This window comes from Photorhabdus africana, from assembly GCF_035181445.1.
Taxonomy (GTDB): domain Bacteria; phylum Pseudomonadota; class Gammaproteobacteria; order Enterobacterales; family Enterobacteriaceae; genus Photorhabdus; species Photorhabdus laumondii.
This window is the reverse complement of record NZ_JAXBVE010000003.1, coordinates 55386-78069: the sequence shown is the minus strand read 5'-3', so window position 1 is coordinate 78069 and position 22684 is coordinate 55386. Positions and strand designations below refer to the sequence as shown.

Here is a 22684-nt window from a genome sequence, read left to right as displayed (position 1 = left end):
CGGGGATTCGCTCCCTTGCCGTCGCGAAGCATCTTGAAATCCATAGGGTATATAATTTATTTTACACTCAGTTCGATAATTGAATATGATTCATCGACATCTTTAACATCTTGAATGACCAGTCCTGCTTGGTTAGTCAAATATTCGAATTCCGTTAAATCACGCTCTTTCCCTAAAGATGATACATCCATTAATATATCAAAATATTTAATTATTTTAGACTGTGGTTTTTTCATTAAGGTTATTAATAAGATAGTTGCACTATCACCCATTGCCTTTCGGCAATTTTCTAAAATGAGTACTGCGTCATTATCAGGCCAATCATGAATAACATTCTTTAGAATATATAAATCGTAACCTGCCGGAATTGATTTAAAAAAATCTCCATCTATAAAGTTTATATTTTCGTGATCAGGAAGTGCATTATATCTGTCCAATACAGCGTAATGTTTTTCTTTTACCTTTTCACTCATTCTTATCAGAAGATTCCCTTCGCCTCCGCCAACATCTAATATTTTATCGTGTTGACTAAAATCATAAACATCAAATAACTTTTCAATCATTTTATCTGAATCTTTTGACATTAAGGAATCAAATTTTGATTTGAGTAATTTATTACTATCCAAATGTTCAAAGAAGGGTTTTCCATTCGCTATTTCAAATGCCGATTTACCATTATTTTCAAGTAAGGATTTTGGGTACATTAACCAAGCGTTCCAGAGATCTGAGTTAAATTCCCACTTTGCTATTAATGATTCCATACTCTCAGGATCGGCAAGCACACGACATTCCTCAGAAAGTGCAACTCGATCATTGCTGCTAACCAATACCCCGATTTCAATTAAGAAATCACATAATCGATTAAGTCGCGAATAATCAATACCATATTGGCTGGCAAGTTCTTGAATATCTATATAGGTGCCATTTTTAAAGTGAACAGACAAACCTGTGTCAACAAAAGTATAGATGGCAATCGATTTTCTATATGATGTAATAAGTTCGACTAGCATTAGTTCTCCTTTATATCTTTATCTTATATACCCGTCATCTTTCAAGTTGCCTCTTTGTTGGATTCACTCCCTTGCCGTCGCGATGCATCTTGAAATCCATTAGGTATAAAAAAATGAATTTTTTATCTAAAAATCAGAAAATACCGTGATAATTTATTAGGAATTCTGATAACCAGAATAAAATCATTAACTTTGCTATCTTTTCTTGGTAATATAATTAAAATATCATTCTCCTTATTTTCCAATTAGTTAACTGACTTTAGTTATGTATTTTTAGGGTTAAAATTGTTAATTATCAGGCTATATTAAACATGATAAAAAGAAATGATGAAGATTACAATTAACTCTTTTAAGGGGTTTTAAAAATCAAATAAAATTATTTAATATAGTTATTTATGATATCTAAATTATTTTGATTCCCAACGAATGAATTTTCTTTCCACTTTAATATCCATATATTTTATTGATATTAAGCGCCAATCCCAATAGGTGTAATTATTGCAATCCATTCTTATCAATGAACAGTTCCGGAGCGTACACGTAGTACGTGAGGAATAGTACGTGATGAAGGGAAAATAAAATAGTCCTATTGGATAGGCAGTAAGTATGTCATCAAATATTTTAATGACATACTTATTATATATTTAATGAAAATACATGATTATCTTTAAGTTATTTTATTCCTAGCTGGATAATTGAAGATGATTCATCGATATCTTTAACATCTTGAATAACCAATCCTGCCTGGTTAACCAAACGCTCTAATTCCGTCAAATAACGTTCTTTCCCTGAAAATAGCACATCCATTAATATGTCCAAATATATCACCATTTTAGATTGTGGTTTTTTCATATAACTTATCAATAAAACAACTGAACCATTATCCATTGCCTTGCGACAATTTTCTAAAATGAGTATTGCGTTATTATCGGACCAATCGTGAATAATATTCTTTAAAATATATAAATCATAACCTGATGGAATTGATTTTAGAAAATCTCCATTTATAAAATCTATATTTTCCAAAACAGGAATTTCATCATATCTATCTAATACAGCGTAATGTTTTCCTTTTACCGTCTCACTCATTCTTACCAGCAGATTTCCTTCACCTCCTCCAATATCTAATATTCTGTTGTATTGACCAAAATCATAAATATCAAGTAGCTTTTCAATTATTTTATCTGAACATTTTGACATTGAAGAATCAAAATTTGATTTGAGTAATTTATTACTCGCTAAATGTTCAAAGAATGATTTTCCATGCGTTATTTCAAATGCCGGTTTTCCATCATTTTCAAGTAAAGATCTTGGATACATTGACCAAGCGTTCCAGCAATCTGGACTCAGTTCCCATTTTACCATTAATGACTCCATACTTTCAGGATCGGCAAGTGCACTGCATTCATCAGAAAGGGTGACTTTATGGCCGTGGTTAACCAATACCCCAATTTCAATTAAGAAATCACATAATCGATCAAGTCGAGAATAATCAATACCACATTGACGGGAAAGTTCGTCTATATCTACATAAGCTCCATTTTTAAAGTGAATAGATAAACCGGTATCAACAAAAGCGTAGATTGCGGCTGATTTTCTATACGATGTAATAAGTTCGGCTAGCATTGAGTTATCCTTTATACCCGTTATCCTTCAAGTTGCCTCTTTGTTGGCTGCGCTCACTCACCCCGGTCACATAGTTCGCTATGCTCCCGGGGATTCGCTCCCTTGCCGTCGCGACGCATCTTGAAATCCATTGGGTATATGTCTTTGTCTAAAGTATATGAAATACCATAATGAATAATTGGATATTTCGATAACTAACATGTGATTATTAGCTTTGTTACCTTTTCATAGTGAGATAATAAAAATTCCACTCTCCTTATTTGTCCATTGTTCAACTTACTTTAATAACGCATTTTTAGGAACAGAATTGTTAACTATCAGACTATATTAAATTCGACAAAAATAAATGACAAAGATCACAATTAACTCTTCCCATAAATTTATAAAATAAAATAAAATAGAATTGGTTAATATAGTTATTAATCGTTTTTATTGTCAGAGAGTAAATTTGCTTTCTAATTTAATACTTATACATTTAATTATTAACATAAAATAAAAATGTGGCATCAAATATCTTGATGCCACATTTTGTATATTTCCCGACGATAGAATATGAACATAATCATCTTTGGAAATAATCCTAAACCCCTAATGATTTATTTTACCTTTAATTCGATAAGTGAAAACATTTCATCTAAATCTTTATAATGTTGAATAACAAGTCCCGCTTGGTTAGCTATATCTTCGAATTCAGACAAATAACGTTGTTTCCCTGAAAATAGCATATCCATTAATATATCCAAAGATTTAATTACCAAGGATTGTGGTTTTTTCATTAAGGTTATTATCAAGAGGGTTGTGTTATTATCCATCGCGGCTCGGCAGTTCTTCAAAATGGATATAGCATCATTATCAGGCCAGTTATGGAGAACATTCTTTAAAATATATAAATCATAACCTGTCGGAATTGGCTTAAAAAAATCTCCTTTTATGAAATTTATACCTTCTGAAATAGGCACTTCATTATATCTGTCCAATACAGCGTAATCTTTTCCTTTTATTTTTTCATTTATTCTAATCAAAAGCTCTCCGTCTCCACCACCCAGATCTAATATTCTGTTATGTTTATTAAGATCATAAATAACAAGCAATTCTTTAATTATTTTATTTGTGTATTTTGACATTAAAGCATCAAAATCTGATTTTAATCCCTTATTACTATCCAAATGCTCAAAGAATGATTTTCCATACACCATTTCAAATGCCGATTTGCCATTGTTTTCCAGTAAGGATTTTGGATACATTAACCAAGAATCCCAATGTTCTGAATTGATTTCATATTTTATTGTTAAGAATTCTATGCTATTAGGATCAGCAAGTGCACTGCATTCCTCAGAAAGTGCAACCCCGTGGTTGCTACTAACCAATACGCCTATTTCAATTAAGAAATCACATAGTCGATTAAGTCTCGAATAATCAATACCATATTGACTAGCAAGTTGGTTAATATCTACATAGTCTCCATTTTTAAAGTGAATAGATAAACCAGCATCAACAAAAGTATAGATTGCAGCGGTTTTTCTATATGACGTAATGAGATCGATTAGCATTGAATTACCCTTTCTGTATTTTTAAATGAGGTTATTATATAGGACATATACCCTATGGATTTCAAGATGCATCGCGACGGCAAAGGCGCGAATCCCCGGGAGCATAGCGAACTATGTGACCGGGGTGAGCGAGTGCAGCCAACAAAGAGGCAACTTGAAAGATAACCGGTATAGATAGTACCACTATAACTAACCATATATAGTTGAAACACTTTTAGCTCCAAATGTAATTATTAACTTTGCTATCTTTTCCTTATGAGGTAATGAAAATTTGATTCATCTTTGACAATTGATTACTCACTTTAATTATATGTTTTTAGCCGTGAGTTAATTAACTATCAGATTATATAAAATATGATAGAAAGAAAGGTTAAAAATCACAATTAACTCTTTTTAGGGATTTTTAAAATTAAGTTAAAAGATATGCCTTGACAATATTTTTCTTTCAAAAAATTCACATAAAGAATAAATGGTTATAAAAAATTTACAACCATTTCATAAATATATTGATTATTACCGACCACATAATTTCAAGTATTATCTCTGTAGCCCAGCAACCACTTTTGATCTATGCTGAACGCTAAAAACAAGCTTAAGATTATTATTAATCTGAAAGCCTCAAAGCAGATAGCAGGAAGATAGAACTTAATGAGTATCCACATCGTTCCTAAAGAGCAACTGAGCAAAGATCGCACCAATGAAAAAACAGCAGATTATATCCCGCCATTGCTTTTTGCTAATCTGAGAAATCTTTATCAGCGTCGAGCAGAACGCTTGCAACAATTGGCAAAAGAGAGCTCATTCGTTGATTATCTTAACTTTTCAGCACAAGTTGCCCAAGCTCAGCAAAAAGCGTTGCATGATAATCCATTGAAAATGGAGATAGCAGATATCTTAGAAAAATCGGTCATTGAAGGTAAACCGCCTCTGGATTGCAAAACCTTCCAACGTACTGAACACTGGCAAAAATTACTTCACTCTCTGATAGCAGAATTACTGCCAGATGCGTCGGAACATGTTAATGCCGCTCTGAATAATCTCGAAAAAGCGTCAGAACAGGAGCTGGAACAGATGGCCGATGCTCTGCTGAAAAATGAATTCAGTAAAGTCAGCCCTAAAAAAGCACTTTTTATCTGGGCGGCACTTTCCCTCTATTGGGCACAAATGGCAAATCAAATCCCAGGAAAAGCGAGGGCAGAATATGGTGAACATCGTCAATTTTGTCCGGTTTGCAACAGTATGCCGGTCTCTAGTGTCGTTCAGATTGGCACAACCAACGGGTTGCGTTATCTGCATTGTAGTTTGTGTGAAAGTGAATGGCATATGGTACGGGTAAAATGCAGTAATTGCGAACAGACCCGCGATCTTAATTATTGGTCACTGGATAGTGAGCAAGCCGCCGTGAAAGCGGAAAGTTGCGGTGATTGCGGTAGTTATTTGAAAATTCTCTATCAGGAGAAAGATCCAAAAGTTGAAGCTGTTGCTGATGATTTAGCTTCACTGATCCTCGATGCCAAAATGGAAGAGGAAGGTTTTGCCCGCAGTAGCATCAACCCGTTTTTGTTCCCAAATGAGTAATAGTGAGTTGACGGAATTGCCATGACACATAAACCGTACCCGTTGTACAGCCAGCTCCCCGCCATTGATCGTCTACTGCGTGATCCACAAATAACCCCATTCGTGGAACAATATGGACAGACGTTGGTCACTGCAACATTAAGAGGAATGCAGGAGCAGGCCAGAATCAATATCAAGCAGTATCAGGCACTGCCTGATTGGTGTGATAACTGGGCTTTGGCACTTGGTCAGCAACTGGAACAGAAACAAGTTTTGGCTTTAAAGCCGGTGTTTAATCTTAGTGGTACGGTGATTCATACCAATCTTGGCCGAGCATTAATGGCAGAATCAGCGATTGAAGCAGTAACACAAGTGATGCGTTCACCTGTAACGTTGGAATATTCCCTCAATAACGCCGGACGTGGACACCGTGACCATGCTTTGGCGGATTTACTGTGTGAATTAACCGGGGCGGAAGATGCCTGTATTGTTAATAACAATGCAGCGGCGGTGTTGTTATTGTTGGCAACCGTAGCATCCGGTAAGCAAGTTGTGGTTTCTCGTGGCGAACTAGTGGAAATTGGTGGCGCATTCCGTATTCCTGACGTGATGGTTCAGGCAGGATGCCGGTTAGTTGAAGTCGGTACAACGAACCGCACTCACCTGAAAGATTATCAGCAAGCGATTAATGAAGAGACCGCTCTCCTTATGAAAGTGCATGCCAGTAACTACAATATTGAAGGTTTTACCGCGGAAGTGTCTGGCCGTGAATTGTCCACTCTGGGAATAGCTTCGCAAATTCCTACTGCAATTGATCTGGGCAGTGGTTCCATGATCAATATGGCGCAATATGGATTGCCAGCCGAACCTATGCCTCAAGATTATCTGAATCAGGGCATCGATTTGGTCACTTTCTCTGGTGATAAATTGCTGGGGGGACCACAAGCTGGCATTATTCTTGGCAAGAAACACTGGATAGAAGCAATCCAGCGTCATCCTCTAAAACGCGCTTTGCGGGCAGATAAGATGACGCTGGCCGCTTTGGAAGCCACATTGCGGTTATATCAGCGCCCCGAACAGCTTTGCCAACAGTTGCCAACGTTACGTTTGTTAACCCGTTCACAACAACAAATGCATGATATGGCACAACAGCTATTACCTCCGCTTCAAGCACATTATGGTGACCAATTTATTGTTCGTGATGAACCCTGTTATTCACAGATTGGCAGTGGTTCACTGCCGGTTGATCGTCTGCCAAGTTGGGCTTTGACTTTCGCTGCCGTTGATGGTCAGGGGAGCTCGTTGGAACGGTTAGCCCGGCGTTGGCGTAAATTAGCCAAACCCGTTATTGGCCGTATCTCCGACGGACGTTTATGGCTGGATTTACGCTGTCTTGAAAATGAAAAAGCGCTATTGCAGGCACTGTTGCTGTAATTTTCTGAAATACAATAATTTACCGAAATACAATAATTTCCTGAAACTATTATGATTTTTGCCACCGCGGGCCATGTTGATCATGGTAAAACCACACTTATTCAAGCGATTACCGGTGTTAATACAGCCCATTTGCCGGAAGAGAAAAAGCGCGGGATGACCATCGATTTAGGTTATGCCTATTGGCCGCAACCAGATGGCTCTTCGGTCGGTTTTATCGATGTGCCCGGACATGAGAAATTCCTCGCTAATATGTTGGCAGGGATCGGAGGTATTGATCATGTTTTATTAGTGGTTGCCTGTGACGATGGGGTAATGGCTCAAACGAGAGAACATTTAGCTATTCTACGTTTGATTGGCCGCCCGACCATGACAGTTGCACTCACTAAAGCAGATCGAGTGGAATCGCAACGAATAGTTAAAGTCCGCCAACAAATTGAACATGAACTGGCAATGCAGGGTTGGAGCAAGTTCCCTCTGTTTGTAACGGCTGCGACGGATAGAGAAAGTATTGTCCCTTTGAGGCAGCACCTGTTGCAGTTGCATCAGCAAAATAAGCAGCATAAAAAATTACATCAGCGTTTTCGTCTGGCGATAGATCGCGCTTTCAGTGTAAAAGGCGCGGGTCTGGTAGTCACGGGAACAGCATTGGCCGGCCGGGTCAGGGTGGGAGATACCCTCTGGCTAACCGGCCGGGATCAGCAAATTAGAGTACGTGGCTTGCATGCTCAGAATCAACAGGCCGATACGGCTCAGGCCGGGCAACGTATTGCACTGAATATTACTGGTGATGTGAGTAAAGAACAGGTTTCCCGTGGTGATTGGCTACTTTCCCGCCAGCCCTTTGAGCACGTAGAGAAAGTATTGGTGGAGGTAGAAACTGATGAACCTTTGCGAAACTGGCAACCACTTCATATTCACCATGCTGCCAGCCATATAACGGGGCGGATTTCATTACTAAATCAGCTTTCTGATAAGCCTCTGCTGGCTGAATTGGTGCTTGATAGTCCATTGTGGTTGGTTGAGGATGATCGACTGATATTGCGAGATATCAGTGCCAGAAAAACATTGGCTGGTGCGCGGGTAATAAACCTAAATTCCCCCCGCCGCGGTAAGCGCCAGCCAGAATTTTTGCATTGGCTCACTCAGCTTGCCAGAACATCAGATCATGCAGCTAATTTAGCGCTCCATTTGCCACGAGGCGCACTTTCTCTCGACCACTTTTCTTGGGCGCGTCAGTTAACGGAAGCAACTCTCCACCCGCTAATCGTTGATGAGGATGTGATTATTGCCGCTGGTATGGTGTTATCACAGAACAATGCCAAGTTAGCAAAGCAGAAGTTACTACACGTTTTGGCTGAATATCACCAGCAACATGTCGATCAACTGGGTTTAGGCAGGGCACGTCTGAAACGGATGGCGCTGCCAACGCTGGATGAAGCACTGGTTTATACTCTGATAGATGCCTTGCTCAGTGATGGACAGCTAAAGCAATTACGCGGTTGGTTATATCTTCCTGAACACGGTTTGTCTTTTAGTGATGAACAGACAAAATTGTGGCAACGAATAGCGCCCTATTTCACAGATGATCCCTGGTGGGTACGTGACCTGGCTGCTAATTTAAAAGAAGAAGAGACAACAGTTCGCAGTTTATTGAAAAGATCCGCACAATTGGGGCATATTATCGCGATTGTTCCTGATCGTTATTATTGCAGCCAACGAATTCAACAATTCGCGGAACTGATTCGCCAATTTAATCAAGATTATGGTGCAATTACCGCTGCTGATTTTCGTGATCAACTCGGTATCGGTCGTAAACTGGCTATTCAGATATTGGAATTTTTTGATCGTAGTGGTTTTACTCGTCGTCAGGCTGAGTCACATATTCTCAGAGATAATGGGCTGTTCTGATGATTTCTTTATTTAAAATATAGATGATTTCAGCAAAATCACCGTCTTGAACTGATCTGTGTTATTTTTGCCAACCGTGAACCATCTATCAATTGGATTCAATACGATATGAAAAAGAAGATAATATCGGGTGTTTATCTGGGATTATTGTTCATTGCAACTTTAATACTGGTTTTTGAAAAAAGTGAAGATATTTACCCGGCACTGATCACTGTCGGCGTGTTTGGTGTGATATTTGGCCTTGTGTTTTTTGTGTCAGCCCGGTTACTGTTTTCTACAGCCTTTACCGGAACACTGTTTATTATCTTTAAGTTCCTCAATCAGATAAAAGTTCATTACTACAAAGAGCAGTTGATGTTCTCCGATCTAAACTTGATGTTTGATCCTGCCAATCAGGAAACACTACGCCACTATTGGCTGGCCGGTTTAGGCGTTGTCGCGATGTTTATCTGGTTGATTTTCAACATGACGCTGAGCTGGAAAAAATCATCTTCCCTCCGTGGTTTCAAATGGCGTACCGTCGGCTTGGTTCTGGCGGCGTTCTGTACATGGGAAGTGAGCGCTACCGCCGATGCGTTCAGGGAACAGTGGGAATCTTCACTACCAAAAGGACGTGGTACAGTCACCAATATGGTGATGTCGGCCAAAGATGCCAAATATCATGCGCCTCAGTTTGGGCAATCATCCGATTATTTTCTGCAACAGGCTAAGAATGTTGTGCTGCCTATGCCGCAGGCAGCGATTAAACCTGACGTGGTGATGTTATTACAGGAATCCACCGTAACTCCGCATATCTATCAACTGCCTGATGATACCCGCTTACCTCATCTTTATATGTTCCAGCGGGATTCGGGTGTCAGCGCACAAAGCCCAATGCGGGTGCAAACTTTCGGTGGTGGTACCTGGTTATCTGAATTCTCCGCCCTGACTGGCTTAAATACGGATGATTTTGGCTCACGTAAGAATGCGGTTTTTTATTTTATTGTTGATCACCTGAAATACAGCTTGTTCCGTGAAATGAAACAAAATGGTTATTATACTGTTGTTTTGACACCATTTAATAAATCTTCTTATCATTCGGGTCATGCTTATCAGACTCTCGGCGTTGATCGCATTATTCAGCCACAGGAATTGGGATATCCCGCCAGTCTCGATAAAAATCTGTGGACTATTTCTACCCAAGAGATGTTGAGTTATGTGAAAGAAATTTTGGCACAGGAAACGGATAAGCCGCTCTTTATTTTCTCACTAACTATGTATGAACACGGCCCATATGATGAAGATCATGCTGATGATTACGGGCTTACCGGACATGTTAAAAATTCACAAGCAGTAGGTAAGTTCAGTCACTATATGGAGAAAATTAAAGCTTCTGATCCGGCAATTAAAAATTTCAGTGAGTTTGTTGCTAAACGGGAAAAACCAACCATGTTCCTCTATTTCGGTGATCATCAACCCAATATCAGCCTAAATCAGTACAATGGCGTATTTTCAAATCCGGGTCATATCACCCAGTTTACTATGCGGGATAACTTGCAACAGGGAGAATCTATTCAGGCTGATGAACTGACGGATATTTCATTCCTTGGGGGCATGATTATGGAGAGAGCTAAACTGGATGCTTCACCTTTTTATCGAGCAAATATGACAATGCGTCATCTTTGCCGAGGAGCACTGGATGATTGTCAGGATAAAGCGCTAGTGGAAAGTTATAAACACTATATTTATCAGCAACTAGGTGTTGCAGGTAAAAAGTAAGTTATAAAATCTAATCTGAGTGGGTGCCATATTTATATGGCACTTGCTGTAGATAATGTTGATGAGAATGTTAATCCCATCCAATTTTCAGACGCCTTGCTCTGGCTTGTAACCCCCCCAATATCGAGTTACTGATATGAACAGGGAAATCTATAGGCAACTGGCCTCTGACATTCATGACAACTGTATCAACCGTCTCAGCATATTCAGTAAGAATTCTTGCCATCGAATCCTTATCAAATCCAGCGGCCTTGGCCGTTTGAAAAAAGTGTCTTGGGAATATCTGCTCTATATTGTACTTCCTACCTCTCGTCCCAGTTAGCCCCATTGCCAATTTGGCATCTCGGGGATGAAGCCCTCTGCCTTACCACTCCTCTTTCCACACCGGGTCCGACGTTGTGCAATCATCTTCCACTGACGAATTTATCTTAGTAACGTTTCTTGGCCGGATATCGAGTTCTAAATTCAACGCCGACATAATCTTAAAGAAGGTCTCCAGCTTGGTAGAATCTGGGTGCAGCTCAAAGCTTGATACCGTATCCTGCCGAATACCTACTTTACTTGCCACTTTGCCCTGAGAAAGTTTTTGAGTAAGCCTGATATCTTTTAAATATACGCTAAGTTGTTTCGAGTTAGTTACTTTCATATTGAGGTCAGCCAATTTGAACAGTTAACCTCATTGTTACACGCTGTGACAGGTAAATCAATTTTTACACGCCATAGCCGGTAAATGTAATTTTACCTGTTATAACCGGTAAAAAAGTTCCACTTCTGCCTTTTACCCACTTACTTGCCAATACAAAAACTCGAAATAGGGGACGGACTTGTTAGCCTTAGTGACTTTAGAACCATGTTCGGAATTGAAGAGAAATATTTACAATTTAGAGATTCGAATAAGTTTATTTTAAAACCAGCCACTAAAGAATTAAACCAAAAAAGTAACCTTAGATGGTCGTAATGTTATCTCGTTGTCTCTTTACATTTCAAATTGAAAGAAGACAGCCAAATAAAAAAGGTGATTTAAATCACCTTTTTTACGTTCAAATTTAATAAAATTAACAAACAACATTTTATATTTCTATTTCTTGATTTATATTACTATTGTAATTTTTACTTATATGTTAGGGTATATACTTAACTTATTATATTTATTAGGTTGAATTGTAAAAAATTAGGATGGTAATTTTATGTCATACATGATTTATTTGTCTTTGAATGGCAAAAAACAAGGGCTGATCTCTGCTGGGTGTTCAACCCTAGACTCAATAGGAAACAGGTATCAAAATGGCCACGAAAACCAAATACAAGTACTGAGTTTAAACCACACAATAACGCGCCAGCAGAATGTCAGTCACCAGCCAATACAATTCATTAAACCAGTAGATAAATCATCACCATTATTAGCTATGGCAATAGATTCAAACGAATCTCTAAATGGTGCTTTTGTTTTTTACAGAACAAGTCAAGCTGGACAACTGGAATTATTCTATGAAGTAAAAATCACTGAAGCCACTATCACAGATATTTCTTGTATATACCCGCATTCTATAAATGATTTTGATGCCATGCCATATGAAAGAGTTTCACTCAACTATAAATCCATCTCATGGAATCATATAACAGCCGGCACATCTGCCTATAGCATATGGGAAGATAGAAATTATTAAATAAAAAATAAAACACTAAGCATATAAAAATATATGCTTAGTGACAAAAAGAAATATCCTTAACATACTTATTTGGTGCCATCCATGATGATTTACTACATGTTACATACCCTTCCAATTTTAACTCATCATCAACATAAAAAGATACAAATAAAGTAAGAATAAATCCTATTATTGATACACATGAAATATAATTCCCAATTTTACTATTAAGACGTTTCACCTTACCCAATGATATTCTATACAAAATAAAAGAAATATAAATCAACACAGGACTAAACCAAATAGCTCCTGCGCTTTTCCATGAGAATATAATAACACTATCATGCTTAAAAAAATCGATATAATCATTCAATGAAAAAAATATAGATAACACTGCCATAAAAAGAAGCAATAAAATTCCAGAATATAATTTTGCTTTATTTTCATTTATATTATCCACGGCTATATCTACCCCACATATTAAAAAACTGATCCGGATGGTATGGTGTCGGATTTGTTTTTTTATTTTTTATGTTTTTAATTATCGTTTCACTAATTTTAAAGTGGTCATCTAACCAATATAAAGCAAGAGAAGTTAAAAACCCAATCGCAAAAACGCCAAGAGCTACAAGCATAAGACTTCCCCCTAAAGCTAAAATTGGAGAAACGATTAGAGTATTAGCAGCCGTAGCAATACCTATTGAGATAGCTAATTTTGCACCATCAATTGTTAAATTAACAAATAAATCAACCAATCCATATTCATCTTTAAATATTAACTCAACTAGTCTATATGCGGCTGAGAATACTATACCGAATCTAGCGCCTTGGGCAATTCCAGCTTCAATACCTAGCGTACCTACCCCAAAAGACACTATACGTGGATTATTAGCCAGATATCTTGTAGCGTTTAAATAGTTTCTTACACTAGGGTAACCTGATAACTTTATATATCTTCTTCCATCCTTACCAAAATACTCTGTTGCTTCCACACCGAAACTTCTTAAATCATTTACTATTCTTGCCACCCCAAAAGAATCATGGATATTACCAGCAAATGATGAAGCTGGATCAACATATGAATAAAAGGTTTTAATATTATTTTTCCATGAATTATAGAAATTATGATCTAGTGTTTTCATATAATCTATAGCTTCATCTTTTGTCAATAAAGCAATAACTTCTTGGTTTAGTTTAAATTGATGTTCCAATTCCAATAGCATACGGTTATATTTTTGCTCTTCTATTTGCTTCTTAAAATCAAGATGATCTTCTAATCTGTAATCATTATCAACAAATGTTTTTAACCGTGGATCATACTTCATTTTATAACTCCATCTATATTATATAGTTTATTGAAGTTTTATTTCATATTTTATCGGACTGAGCTATTTTTTCTTTAATTTTTCTGAATTATTGGGAGCTGGATCAAGTTTCCCTGTTAATGGTGGGAGCCAGTATTGGCTTTGGCGAACACTCCAACCTGACAACCGTTCAGCAACGTTCCTTGGCCGGATATCGAGTTCTAATATTCTCTGCGTTAGCAGAATTTGAACGCAACCTTATTAAAGAGCGGACACAGTCTGGATTAGCCGCGGCCCGTGATCGCAAAGGGGCGGAAACCTGCCTTGAATAAAAAGCAAGTAAAGGAAATCAGGCGCTTCTGCTTGACCCTGATATATTTACTGATGTTGCGAAGCGCTATGGTATGTCTCGAGCAATCATTTATAAGTACACAGGTGCCGTTCGTCCAGAACTTGTACCAGCGAAGCGAGTGAAGTCAACACAATAATTGAAGGTGAAGCAAAAACATGGTTAATATAAAAGCTAAGAAGTTACTTTATCACCTCACAAGTTTAAAGAATGTCAGCTCCATATTGGACAGTGGATTAAAACCAAGATCAATGCTAAAAAAATTCCATGATGTCGCAGACCAGGAAATAATCGATAATCGCAAGGAGCACAAACTCGAGCATTATGTACCTTTTCACTGGTTTTCACGAAACCCTTTTGCTGGACGTGTCCAGAAAGATCGACCAGATGAAGACTTTGTTTTGATTACAGTCAGACGGAGCATTGCTAAAACGGGAAACTGGAAGATAATCCCCAGACATCCGTTGGCTAATACAACTGTCGAGCTGTATGATTATGATAAGGGCTAATGAATAAGCGTAATTACCATGTGATCCTGACTGTAAGAACATATGTATGGCGGAATGCTTGTCTCCGGGTATTGTCAATGTTTCAGAATTCTATAAGATCTATGTTCCCACAACGGATATTGAGAGGAATATGGAGAAAATACTGAAGCAGAGTAACCAATCAGTTGATGTTGTGATCAACGGAGAAATGTTCAATTAATGGTGTACAAGAAACTTAATCCGCAAAAAGCATTGATCTGGAGAATCACTCATCGCCAAAATCTTCCTTGGATTCTAGCCAATGGCTTGCATGCGGGGAACAACGCAGTACGCTCTTCGAACTGGGTGACGATTGGTAATGAAGATCTTATTAATCGTCGCAACCATCGTACTGTCCCCCTTTTACCGAGAGGTATGCTTAACGATTATATCCCTTTTTACTTCACACCCTTTTCTCCCATGATGTACAACATTTATACGGGGCGTGGTGGAGTACGGAAAGTGTCCAATACTGATATTGTCATTCTGGTTTCCAGTATGTATAGAGTGGCAGAACTAGGGTTACTTTTTGTCTTTACTGACCGCCATGCGTATCCAGTAACGACAAATTATTACAATGAGTTGGCGGACTTAACTGCTATTGATTGGGCACTGTTGCAACAACGCAATTTTCAGCGTGATCCGGATGACCCGGAAAAGGTGGAACGTTATCAAGCAGAAGCACTGGTTCATGGGCATATGCCCATCCATGCTTTACTGGGTGCAATATGCTATACACAGAATGTGCAGAGAGAATTAAAAGCACAAGCCAATGAGCTAAGAGTTAAACTGGATATACATTATAAACCCAGTTGGTACTTTCAAGGAGGCTAACAATGATAATACCCGCACAAGGCAACCTGCTGGAGGCTAATGTGGAAGCGCTGGTTAATACAGTTAATACTGTTGGTGTTATGGGCAAAGGAATTGCATTGATGTTCAAAGAACGTTTTCCTGCCAATATGGCGGCTTATGTCAAGGCGTGTAAAGCAAAAGAAGTTCAGACTGGCAAAATGTTTGTCACAGAGACTAGCGAACCGATGGGGCCGCGCTGGATTGTAAACTTCCCGACAAAACAACATTGGCGGGCTAAATCGCAAATGCAGTGGATTCTTGACGGCTTGGTTGATCTCCGCTATTTCATTGAAAAAAACCAGGTACATTCCATTGCCATTCCCCCATTGGGTGCGGGCAATGGCGGCCTCAACTGGGATGAAGTTAAACCGCATATCAACCAAATATTGGGCGACCTTAAAAATGTAGACATTGTTGTTTATGAACCTACAACCAAATATCAGAATGTGGCTAAACCAAAAGGTGTAGAAAAACTCACCCCAGCTCGTGCTTTGATTGCAGAGCTGGTGCGCCTTTACTGGGTTCTGGGAATGGAATGCAGTCTGTTGGAAATCCAGAAACTGGCATGGTTCCTAGAGCGTACGATCAAGGCCGAGGGGCTGAAAAATCCCTTAAACCTTAAGTTCGTAGCCAACAACTACGGCCCCTACGCAGATAAGCTACGTCACTTGTTAGATGGGCTGGACGGAAGCTATCTAAAAAGTGAAAAGCGTATCAGTGATTGTAGCCCACTGGATGTGATTTGGTTTAACGACGCCAAGCGAGACAAGGTAGCACTGTACTTAAAATCTGAAGCGAAAGCCTACCTGCCTGCGCTGAAAAAAATTGCTGAGTTGATTGACGGTTTCGAGTCTCCTTACGGGATAGAACTACTATCCACTGTGGACTGGCTGTTATTCCAAGAACAAGTGGCTCCCAACATAGAATCCTTAATTGATGGTATACGCCATTGGCCTGCCGGAGATAGATCGGCTCAACGCAAGCTCAAACTGTTTGATCGAACCAAGCTGGAATTGGCGCTAACCCGTCTGAAACAAGTACCTTTGCAAGCAGCAGGTTAATTATTTTGGGACTGAATCATGTAACGTCATGAAGTCCCTTAACCTGCACTTATTGCTACAAGGATGTGAGTATTGTTCATTCCGGTAATAGCAAGCTTCTTTCCTGGTTATCAACGTGCTGATTAAAGAGTAACTTAAAGCTTCACTTCCCAATACAAAAGCTCGAAAAAATCCTTCCTAGCAGATCATCGGAGGTAAATTCACCCGTGATCTCACTCAATGCCTGCTGTGCCAAACGCAGCTCTTCTGCCAGCAATTCACCTGAACGGGCAACCACTAATTGTTCATGGCCCTGTTGTAAATGTTCCGCTGCGATATTTAATGCTTGTAAATGACGACGACGAGCCAAGAAACCACCTTCGGTATTACTGCTAAAACCCATCGTCTCTTTTAGATGATCGCGCAATAAATCGATACCTTCACCGCTACGGGCAGATAGTCTAACCAGCGAGTAACCACTTACTTCGGTAATACTTGTCTCTTCATCGGTCATATCTGTCTTATTACGAACGACTGTGATAGGGAGCGATTTAGGCAGACGAGCCATAAATTCAGGCCAGATTTCCACAGGTTCAACCGCGTTCGTTGTCGTGCTATCTACCATAAACAGTACCCGATCAGCCTGCTCAATTTCCTGCCAAGCACGCTCAATACCAATACGTTCAACTTCATCACTGGCTTCACGCAAACCCGCGGTATCAATGATATGCAACGGCATACCGTCAATATGGATATGTTCACGCAGCACATCACGGGTTGTACCTGCAATATCCGTCACAATAGCCGCTTCACGACCTGCTAATGCATTAAGTAGACTGGACTTTCCTGCATTTGGGCGACCGGCGATAACAACTTTCATCCCTTCACGTAAAAGGCTGCCCTGACGAGCCTGAGCACGTACACGCCCAAGCTCAACCATCACTTCATCCAACTCAGCTTCGATTTTCCCATCAGAAAGGAAATCAATCTCTTCATCTGGAAAATCAATAGCCGCTTCTACATAGATTCGTAAGTGAGTAAGTGCTTCCACCATCTGGTGAACTTGAGTCGAAAAAGCGCCCTGTAAGGAGTTCATCGCTGAACGGGCTGCTTGCTCCGAACTGGCATCGATCAGGTCAGCAATGGCTTCCGCCTGAGCTAAATCTAGTTTGTCATTAAGAAAAGCGCGTTCAGAAAATTCACCAGGGTTAGCAATTCGCACACCAGACAACGTTAGAATGCGTTTAAGCAGCAAATCGAGAATAACCGGCCCACCATGCCCTTGAAGCTCCAGTACATCTTCTCCGGTAAATGAATTGGGTCCCGGAAAGTAAATAGCAATCCCCTGATCAAGTATCTGACCATCTACATCACGAAATGACAGATAATCTGCATAGCGGGGTTTGGGTAATTTACCTAATACCACCTCAGCGACCTGAGCAGCTTTCGGGCCAGAAACACGTAAAATGCCAACCCCTCCTCGTCCTGGTGGGGTAGCCTGAGCAACAATCGTATCCGTGGTATTCATGGTTATCTCTCTATTGACTTTTTCGCCCAAATTATTTTTCACTCAAAATAGTTAAGGCGGTCAATGACCGCCTTTCCCGTTACAATGGCCAGCATATATTCATTCTGGCTGAAGCTATGTTTTATTTCGCTGGCTTTTTCTCACGACTATGCAAGCCGCGCTTTTCCAACCCACGATAAATCAATTGCTGCTGGATAATTGTCACCAAGTTACTGACGATATAGTACAGAACCAGACCTGATGGGAACCACAGGAAGAATATGGTAAATATGACCGGCATATAAGTCATAATCTTCTGTTGCATCGGATCAGTAATTGTCGTCGGAGACATTTTCTGGATGATGAACATTGTCACACCCATCAGCAATGGCAAGATGTAATAAGGATCTTGCGCAGACAAGTCATTAATCCAGCCAGCAAATGGCGCATGGCGCAATTCAACAGAACCCATCAACATGTAATATAAAGCAAGGAAGATTGGCATCTGGATCAACAGAGGCAAACAACCACCCAGTGGGTTCACTTTCTCTGCTTTGTACAATGCCATCATTTCCTGGCTCATACGCTGTTTATCATCACCAATACGCTCGCGCATAGCCGCCAATTTAGGCTGTAACAGACGCATTTTCGCCATTGAAGTGTATTGTGCTTTGGTCAGCGGGTACATGATACCACGCACAATAAAGGTGATAACAATGATGGAGAAGCCCCAGTTACCAATAAAACCATGCAGGAACTTCAACAGCTTAAATAATGGCTGAGAGATAAACCACAACCAACCATAGTCTACGGACAGATCCAGATGAGGTGCTACAGCGGCCATTTCATCTTGAATTTCTGGACCAATCCACAGTGTAGAAGAGACCGTTTTTTCACTGTTAGCCGCAACAGAGATTGGCGCACTCTTATAGCCAATCGCAGCCATCTCTTTACCTAATGCGGCAGTGTAAAAAGTGCTGGTTTCATTAGCCACAGGAACCCAAGCGGTAGCAAAATATTGTTGCAACATGGCAATCCAGCCACCTTTGGTGGTCACGGATAAAGATTCACCTTCAATATCGCTAAAGCTGTATTTTTTGTATTTGGTATCATCTGAAGAATAGGCTGCACCACGGTAAGTATGCAGGGCAAAGTTACTGCTGCCTGTATCACGATGCTTAGGTAGTTCAACACTCTGTTTCAACTGACCAAAGAAGGTCATCTGTAACGGTTTTTCTGTCGTGTTATGAATGCGGTAATCCACACTAATCGCGTATTCACCACGTTTCAGGACAAATGTTTTGACGTAAACAATGCCATTTTTAGTGACAAAATTCATCGGGATACGCAATTCATCCTGTCCATCAGCCAATACATAGCTATCCTGTGCTGCGGTATACAGCGGGCGCTCACTATTCATCGGGTTATCTGGACCATCCTTCCCCGTCAATCCGCTTTGCGCTTGATAAGTGAAAGCAGGTGTTGTTTCCAACAACTTGAAGGGCTGGCTTGAACCTAGGGTGTCAGGATAGGCTAACAGGTCAGCCTCTTCGATATCACCGCCACGAGTATTGATGGTCAAAGAGAGCACATCAGTTTTAACCGTGATAAGTTTACCTTTTCCACTGCCTGGTACAGCTTGATTCTCACTGCTCGGCATATCCGTTTGTTGCGTGGCCTGTACTGTCGTTGGCTGCGGATTTTTATCTGCTTCCCATGCTTGCCAGACCAAGAAAGAAACGAACAGCAAAGCGATGAGAAGAAGATTACGTTGCGAATCCATCGTTAGTGTTCTCTGTTATCGTTGTTTTTTACAGGTGGGACAGGATCATCACCACCTTCATGTAAAGGGTGGCATTTTAATACGCGTTTCACCGTTAACCAACAGCCTTTTATCACACCAAACCTGCATAACGCCTCAATGCCATATTGAGAGCAGGTAGGATTGAAGCGACAACGAGGCCCCAACAGCGGGCTTATTACCAACTGATATCCCCGGATTAATGCGATCAGGAAGCGCGAGCCAAACGACAGTGACGACGCCATAATTTACCCAACGCCTCCGTTAACTCACGGTTATCAAGCTCAGCAACGCCTTTCCTAACCAATACCACAAAATCCATAGGAGGCAACTTATGTTGGTTTAAACGGAAGCTTTCACGCGCTAACCGCTTAATCCGGTTACGCTCATGAGCACGTTTAACATTTTTCTTGGCTATAGTAAGACCGATACGGGGATGCCCCAGCTCGTTCGGGCGACCAAGGAGAGTAATCTCTGGCGAACTTGCCCGTTGGGGTTGCTGGAAAACATAAGTAAAATGCTTGGGAGTTAACAAGCGTAACTCCCTCGGAAAAGCGAGCTTAACCACTAGATGGTTAGCTTTATTACTTAGAAACGGTCAGACGAGTACGGCCTTTTGCACGACGGCGAGCCAGAACCTGACGACCATTTTTGGTAGCCATACGAGAGCGGAAACCATGAGAACGGTTACGCTTCAGTACGGATGGTTGGAAAGTGCGTTTCATAGCGATTTCTACCTAACTTAAGATTATTACTGATTCAGTAAATGCGTTGGCAGCCAGTGAGAAATAGACACCGATGCCTTAATCGCAACATCAATATAAAAGAAGCGGGATTGTAATAAAATGTACAGCCCTGAGTCAATTTACATAACACAAAGTCGGCCGGCTTTTCTACTGAGTTGGATGTTTACCAACACTCTGCCCATGCGTACACCAGACCCGTCACCAAACATCATCGGTAAAAACTCTGGTATCGCACATAGGGTGCAATATTATACGGACTACTGAACAAAGCGCAACGATCACTGGCAGATCTTCGTTTTTTGTTATGATCCTTGGCCCGATTTTATTTTGAATATCGGCTTATTCTCGATCTGCATTTAGCATCCTCCATAATTCCACTACAACCCCTTTACAGCCCTTTATTTCACAGACAATTTTATCCTGTGGATAAAAAGCGCTTAAACTGTGTAAAAGAATGAAGATCTATATCGTCTTTTGCGCTATGATCCCAAGCCATGATTTGGATCTTATCCTCGGATCATGGGGGAGCGATGACATTAAAAATCGCCATACACATGACAATTGATCCTTCCTCACCTTAGAGGAGTCGTTGTTTTGTACCCAATATAATGAGCTAACCACTCCGATTTCTTTAATTGTTAATTGGCCTTGTTTTAGGGGAGTCCACCGTGTCACTTTCGCTTTGGCAGCAATGTCTTGCCCGATTGCAGGATGAATTACCTGCCACAGAATTCAGTATGTGGATACGCCCCCTTCAGGCAGAGCTAAGTGGTAACACTCTGGCGCTTTATGCCCCAAATCGGTTCGTTCTGGACTGGGTAAGAGAGAAATATATCAACAATATCAATGGATTGTTGAATGACTTCTGTGGAGCAGAAGTCCCATTATTACGTTTTGAAGTTGGCAATAAACCCGTTTCCCAAAACGATAGCCCACCACAAAAGGTTGTTGCTCATACACCGGTTGCTCCTGCACCACAAAACACATCGGTACGCCCCAGTTGGGATAACACTGCGGTACAACCCGAGCTCTCTTATCGTTCCAATGTTAACCCAAAACATACTTTTGATAACTTCGTTGAGGGTAAATCCAACCAACTTGCTCGTGCTGCTGCAAGACAGGTAGCTGATAATCCCGGCGGTGCTTATAACCCACTATTTCTTTATGGTGGTACAGGTTTGGGTAAAACCCATCTATTACATGCCGTAGGTAACAGTATTATGGCACGTAAGGCAAATGCCAAGGTGGTCTATATGCATTCTGAACGTTTTGTTCAGGATATGGTCAAGGCATTACAAAATAATGCAATAGAAGAGTTCAAACGCTATTACCGCTCTGTCGACGCATTACTGATCGATGATATTCAGTTTTTTGCCAATAAAGAACGCTCTCAAGAAGAGTTCTTCCACACATTCAATGCATTACTGGAAGGTAATCAACAGATTATTCTGACATCAGATCGCTACCCAAAAGAGATCAATGGGGTAGAAGATCGGTTAAAATCCCGTTTTGGCTGGGGGCTAACCGTTGCAATTGAACCACCGGAACTCGAAACCCGTGTCGCTATTTTGATGAAAAAAGCAGACGAAAACGAAATCCAGTTACCAGGAGAAGTCGCTTTCTTTATAGCCAAACGTCTGCGTTCTAATGTCCGTGAGCTTGAAGGGGCATTGAACAGGGTAATAGCAAATGCCAATTTTACTGGCCGAGCGATTACTATTGATTTTGTACGTGAAGCATTACGTGATCTGTTAGCACTGCAAGAAAAACTGGTTACCATTGATAATATTCAGAAAACAGTCGCTGAGTATTATAAAATCAAGGTGGCCGACTTACTTTCCAAACGGCGCTCCCGTTCCGTTGCCCGTCCAAGGCAAATGGCAATGGCGCTGGCAAAAGAGTTAACCAACCACAGCTTGCCTGAAATCGGGGATGCCTTTGGTGGACGTGACCACACAACTGTGCTGCATGCTTGTCGTAAAATCGAGCAACTGCGTGAAGAAAGTCACGACATCAAAGAGGATTTTTCTAACTTAATCAGAACATTGTCTTCCTAGTGC

Annotated in this window: 23 protein-coding genes; 11 read left to right on the top strand and 12 right to left on the bottom strand. The window is 40.3% G+C overall.

What is annotated here, in order from left to right; genetic code table 11:
• Positions 1-56: 56 nt before the first annotated feature.
• From SLS51_RS02440 to SLS51_RS02430, 3 genes are all read right to left on the bottom strand, one after another.
• Positions 57-1010: a methyltransferase gene (locus tag SLS51_RS02440; RefSeq protein WP_323835171.1), complete on the bottom strand. Its 954-nt coding sequence runs from the start codon at positions 1008-1010 to the stop codon at positions 57-59.
• Between the two features lie 672 nt (positions 1011-1682).
• Positions 1683-2636 carry a methyltransferase gene (locus SLS51_RS02435; protein WP_323835169.1) on the bottom strand — a complete coding sequence of 318 codons (954 nt, stop codon included), beginning with the start codon at positions 2634-2636 and terminating at the stop codon, positions 1683-1685.
• A gap of 596 nt (positions 2637-3232) precedes the next feature.
• On the bottom strand, positions 3233-4186 hold the full coding sequence (locus tag SLS51_RS02430; protein WP_323835167.1) for a methyltransferase: 954 nt from the start codon (positions 4184-4186) through the stop codon (positions 3233-3235).
• Positions 4187-4834: 648 nt separating this feature from the next.
• Here SLS51_RS02430 and fdhE point away from each other — a divergent pair.
• The 4 genes from fdhE to SLS51_RS02410 all read left to right on the top strand — a co-directional run bounded on the left by fdhE (position 4835) and on the right by SLS51_RS02410 (position 10846).
• On the top strand, positions 4835-5764 hold the full coding sequence (gene fdhE / locus SLS51_RS02425) for a formate dehydrogenase accessory protein FdhE (RefSeq protein ID WP_323835166.1): 930 nt from the start codon (positions 4835-4837) through the stop codon (positions 5762-5764).
• A gap of 21 nt (positions 5765-5785) precedes the next feature.
• Positions 5786-7177 carry an L-seryl-tRNA(Sec) selenium transferase gene (gene selA / locus SLS51_RS02420; RefSeq protein WP_323835164.1) on the top strand — a complete coding sequence of 464 codons (1392 nt, stop codon included), beginning with the start codon at positions 5786-5788 and terminating at the stop codon, positions 7175-7177.
• 51 nt (positions 7178-7228) lie between these two features.
• Entirely contained in the window at positions 7229-9088 is a 1860-nt protein-coding gene (selB, locus tag SLS51_RS02415; RefSeq protein WP_323835162.1) for a selenocysteine-specific translation elongation factor, read from the top strand.
• Between the two features lie 108 nt (positions 9089-9196).
• A complete protein-coding gene (locus tag SLS51_RS02410) occupies positions 9197-10846 on the top strand; it encodes an LTA synthase family protein (RefSeq protein WP_323835160.1) in 1650 nt (549 codons plus the stop codon).
• Positions 10847-10916: 70 nt separating this feature from the next.
• Here SLS51_RS02410 and SLS51_RS02405 read toward each other — a convergent pair whose 3' ends face one another.
• Both SLS51_RS02405 and SLS51_RS02400 read right to left on the bottom strand, forming a co-directional pair.
• A complete protein-coding gene (locus SLS51_RS02405; RefSeq protein WP_323835158.1) occupies positions 10917-11072 on the bottom strand; it encodes a hypothetical protein in 156 nt (51 codons plus the stop codon).
• Between the two features lie 138 nt (positions 11073-11210).
• On the bottom strand, positions 11211-11492 hold the full coding sequence (locus SLS51_RS02400) for a helix-turn-helix domain-containing protein (RefSeq protein ID WP_065388823.1): 282 nt from the start codon (positions 11490-11492) through the stop codon (positions 11211-11213).
• A gap of 144 nt (positions 11493-11636) precedes the next feature.
• On the opposite strand from SLS51_RS02400, the gene SLS51_RS24090 reads away from it, so the two are divergent.
• Together SLS51_RS24090 and SLS51_RS02395 are read left to right on the top strand one after the other, a co-directional pair.
• Positions 11637-11804: a hypothetical protein gene (locus SLS51_RS24090; RefSeq protein WP_369293931.1), complete on the top strand. Its 168-nt coding sequence runs from the start codon at positions 11637-11639 to the stop codon at positions 11802-11804.
• A 229-nt stretch (positions 11805-12033) separates the two neighbouring features.
• Entirely contained in the window at positions 12034-12513 is a 480-nt protein-coding gene (locus SLS51_RS02395) for an Hcp family type VI secretion system effector (protein ID WP_036782360.1), read from the top strand.
• A gap of 37 nt (positions 12514-12550) precedes the next feature.
• Here the strand turns inward: SLS51_RS02395 and SLS51_RS02390 are convergent, their stop codons facing one another.
• Positions 12551-12955 (bottom strand): DUF1240 domain-containing protein, encoded by a 405-nt coding sequence (locus SLS51_RS02390; RefSeq protein WP_323835154.1) that lies wholly within the window; start codon positions 12953-12955, stop codon positions 12551-12553.
• Positions 12948-13820, bottom strand: coding sequence for a hypothetical protein (locus SLS51_RS02385; RefSeq protein WP_323835152.1), 873 nt, complete (start codon positions 13818-13820; stop codon positions 12948-12950). Before SLS51_RS02385 ends, SLS51_RS02390 begins: the two co-directional genes overlap by 8 nt.
• Positions 13821-13939: 119 nt before the next feature.
• On the opposite strand from SLS51_RS02385, the gene SLS51_RS24580 reads away from it, so the two are divergent.
• The 4 genes from SLS51_RS24580 to darG all read left to right on the top strand — a co-directional run bounded on the left by SLS51_RS24580 (position 13940) and on the right by darG (position 16591).
• The gene (locus SLS51_RS24580) at positions 13940-14131 is read left to right on the top strand and encodes a recombinase family protein (protein WP_439126837.1); all 192 of its coding nucleotides are present in this window, start codon (positions 13940-13942) and stop codon (positions 14129-14131) included.
• A gap of 175 nt (positions 14132-14306) precedes the next feature.
• Positions 14307-14657, top strand: coding sequence for a DarT ssDNA thymidine ADP-ribosyltransferase family protein (locus SLS51_RS02375; RefSeq protein ID WP_323835150.1), 351 nt, complete (start codon positions 14307-14309; stop codon positions 14655-14657).
• 198 nt (positions 14658-14855) lie between these two features.
• The gene (gene darT / locus SLS51_RS02370; RefSeq protein ID WP_323835148.1) at positions 14856-15509 is read left to right on the top strand and encodes a type II toxin-antitoxin system toxin DNA ADP-ribosyl transferase DarT; all 654 of its coding nucleotides are present in this window, start codon (positions 14856-14858) and stop codon (positions 15507-15509) included.
• 2 nt (positions 15510-15511) lie between these two features.
• A complete protein-coding gene (gene darG, locus SLS51_RS02365) occupies positions 15512-16591 on the top strand; it encodes a type II toxin-antitoxin system antitoxin DNA ADP-ribosyl glycohydrolase DarG (protein ID WP_323835146.1) in 1080 nt (359 codons plus the stop codon).
• A 142-nt stretch (positions 16592-16733) separates the two neighbouring features.
• On the opposite strand, the gene mnmE is transcribed toward darG, so the two are convergent.
• The 5 genes from mnmE to rpmH all read right to left on the bottom strand — a co-directional run bounded on the left by mnmE (position 16734) and on the right by rpmH (position 20603).
• The gene (gene mnmE / locus SLS51_RS02360; RefSeq protein WP_323835144.1) at positions 16734-18098 is read right to left on the bottom strand and encodes a tRNA uridine-5-carboxymethylaminomethyl(34) synthesis GTPase MnmE; all 1365 of its coding nucleotides are present in this window, start codon (positions 18096-18098) and stop codon (positions 16734-16736) included.
• A gap of 121 nt (positions 18099-18219) precedes the next feature.
• A complete protein-coding gene (gene yidC / locus SLS51_RS02355; protein ID WP_323835142.1) occupies positions 18220-19860 on the bottom strand; it encodes a membrane protein insertase YidC in 1641 nt (546 codons plus the stop codon).
• Between the two features lie 2 nt (positions 19861-19862).
• Positions 19863-20123 (bottom strand): membrane protein insertion efficiency factor YidD, encoded by a 261-nt coding sequence (gene yidD / locus SLS51_RS02350; protein WP_112879275.1) that lies wholly within the window; start codon positions 20121-20123, stop codon positions 19863-19865.
• Positions 20087-20446: a ribonuclease P protein component gene (gene rnpA / locus SLS51_RS02345; RefSeq protein ID WP_323835140.1), complete on the bottom strand. Its 360-nt coding sequence runs from the start codon at positions 20444-20446 to the stop codon at positions 20087-20089. The genes yidD and rnpA overlap by 37 nt, the downstream gene beginning before the upstream one ends.
• A gap of 16 nt (positions 20447-20462) precedes the next feature.
• A complete protein-coding gene (gene rpmH, locus SLS51_RS02340; protein ID WP_036769962.1) occupies positions 20463-20603 on the bottom strand; it encodes a 50S ribosomal protein L34 in 141 nt (46 codons plus the stop codon).
• Positions 20604-21292: 689 nt separating this feature from the next.
• Here rpmH and dnaA point away from each other — a divergent pair.
• Positions 21293-22681, top strand: coding sequence for a chromosomal replication initiator protein DnaA (gene dnaA, locus SLS51_RS02335; protein ID WP_323835138.1), 1389 nt, complete (start codon positions 21293-21295; stop codon positions 22679-22681).
• Positions 22682-22684 lie beyond the last annotated feature (3 nt).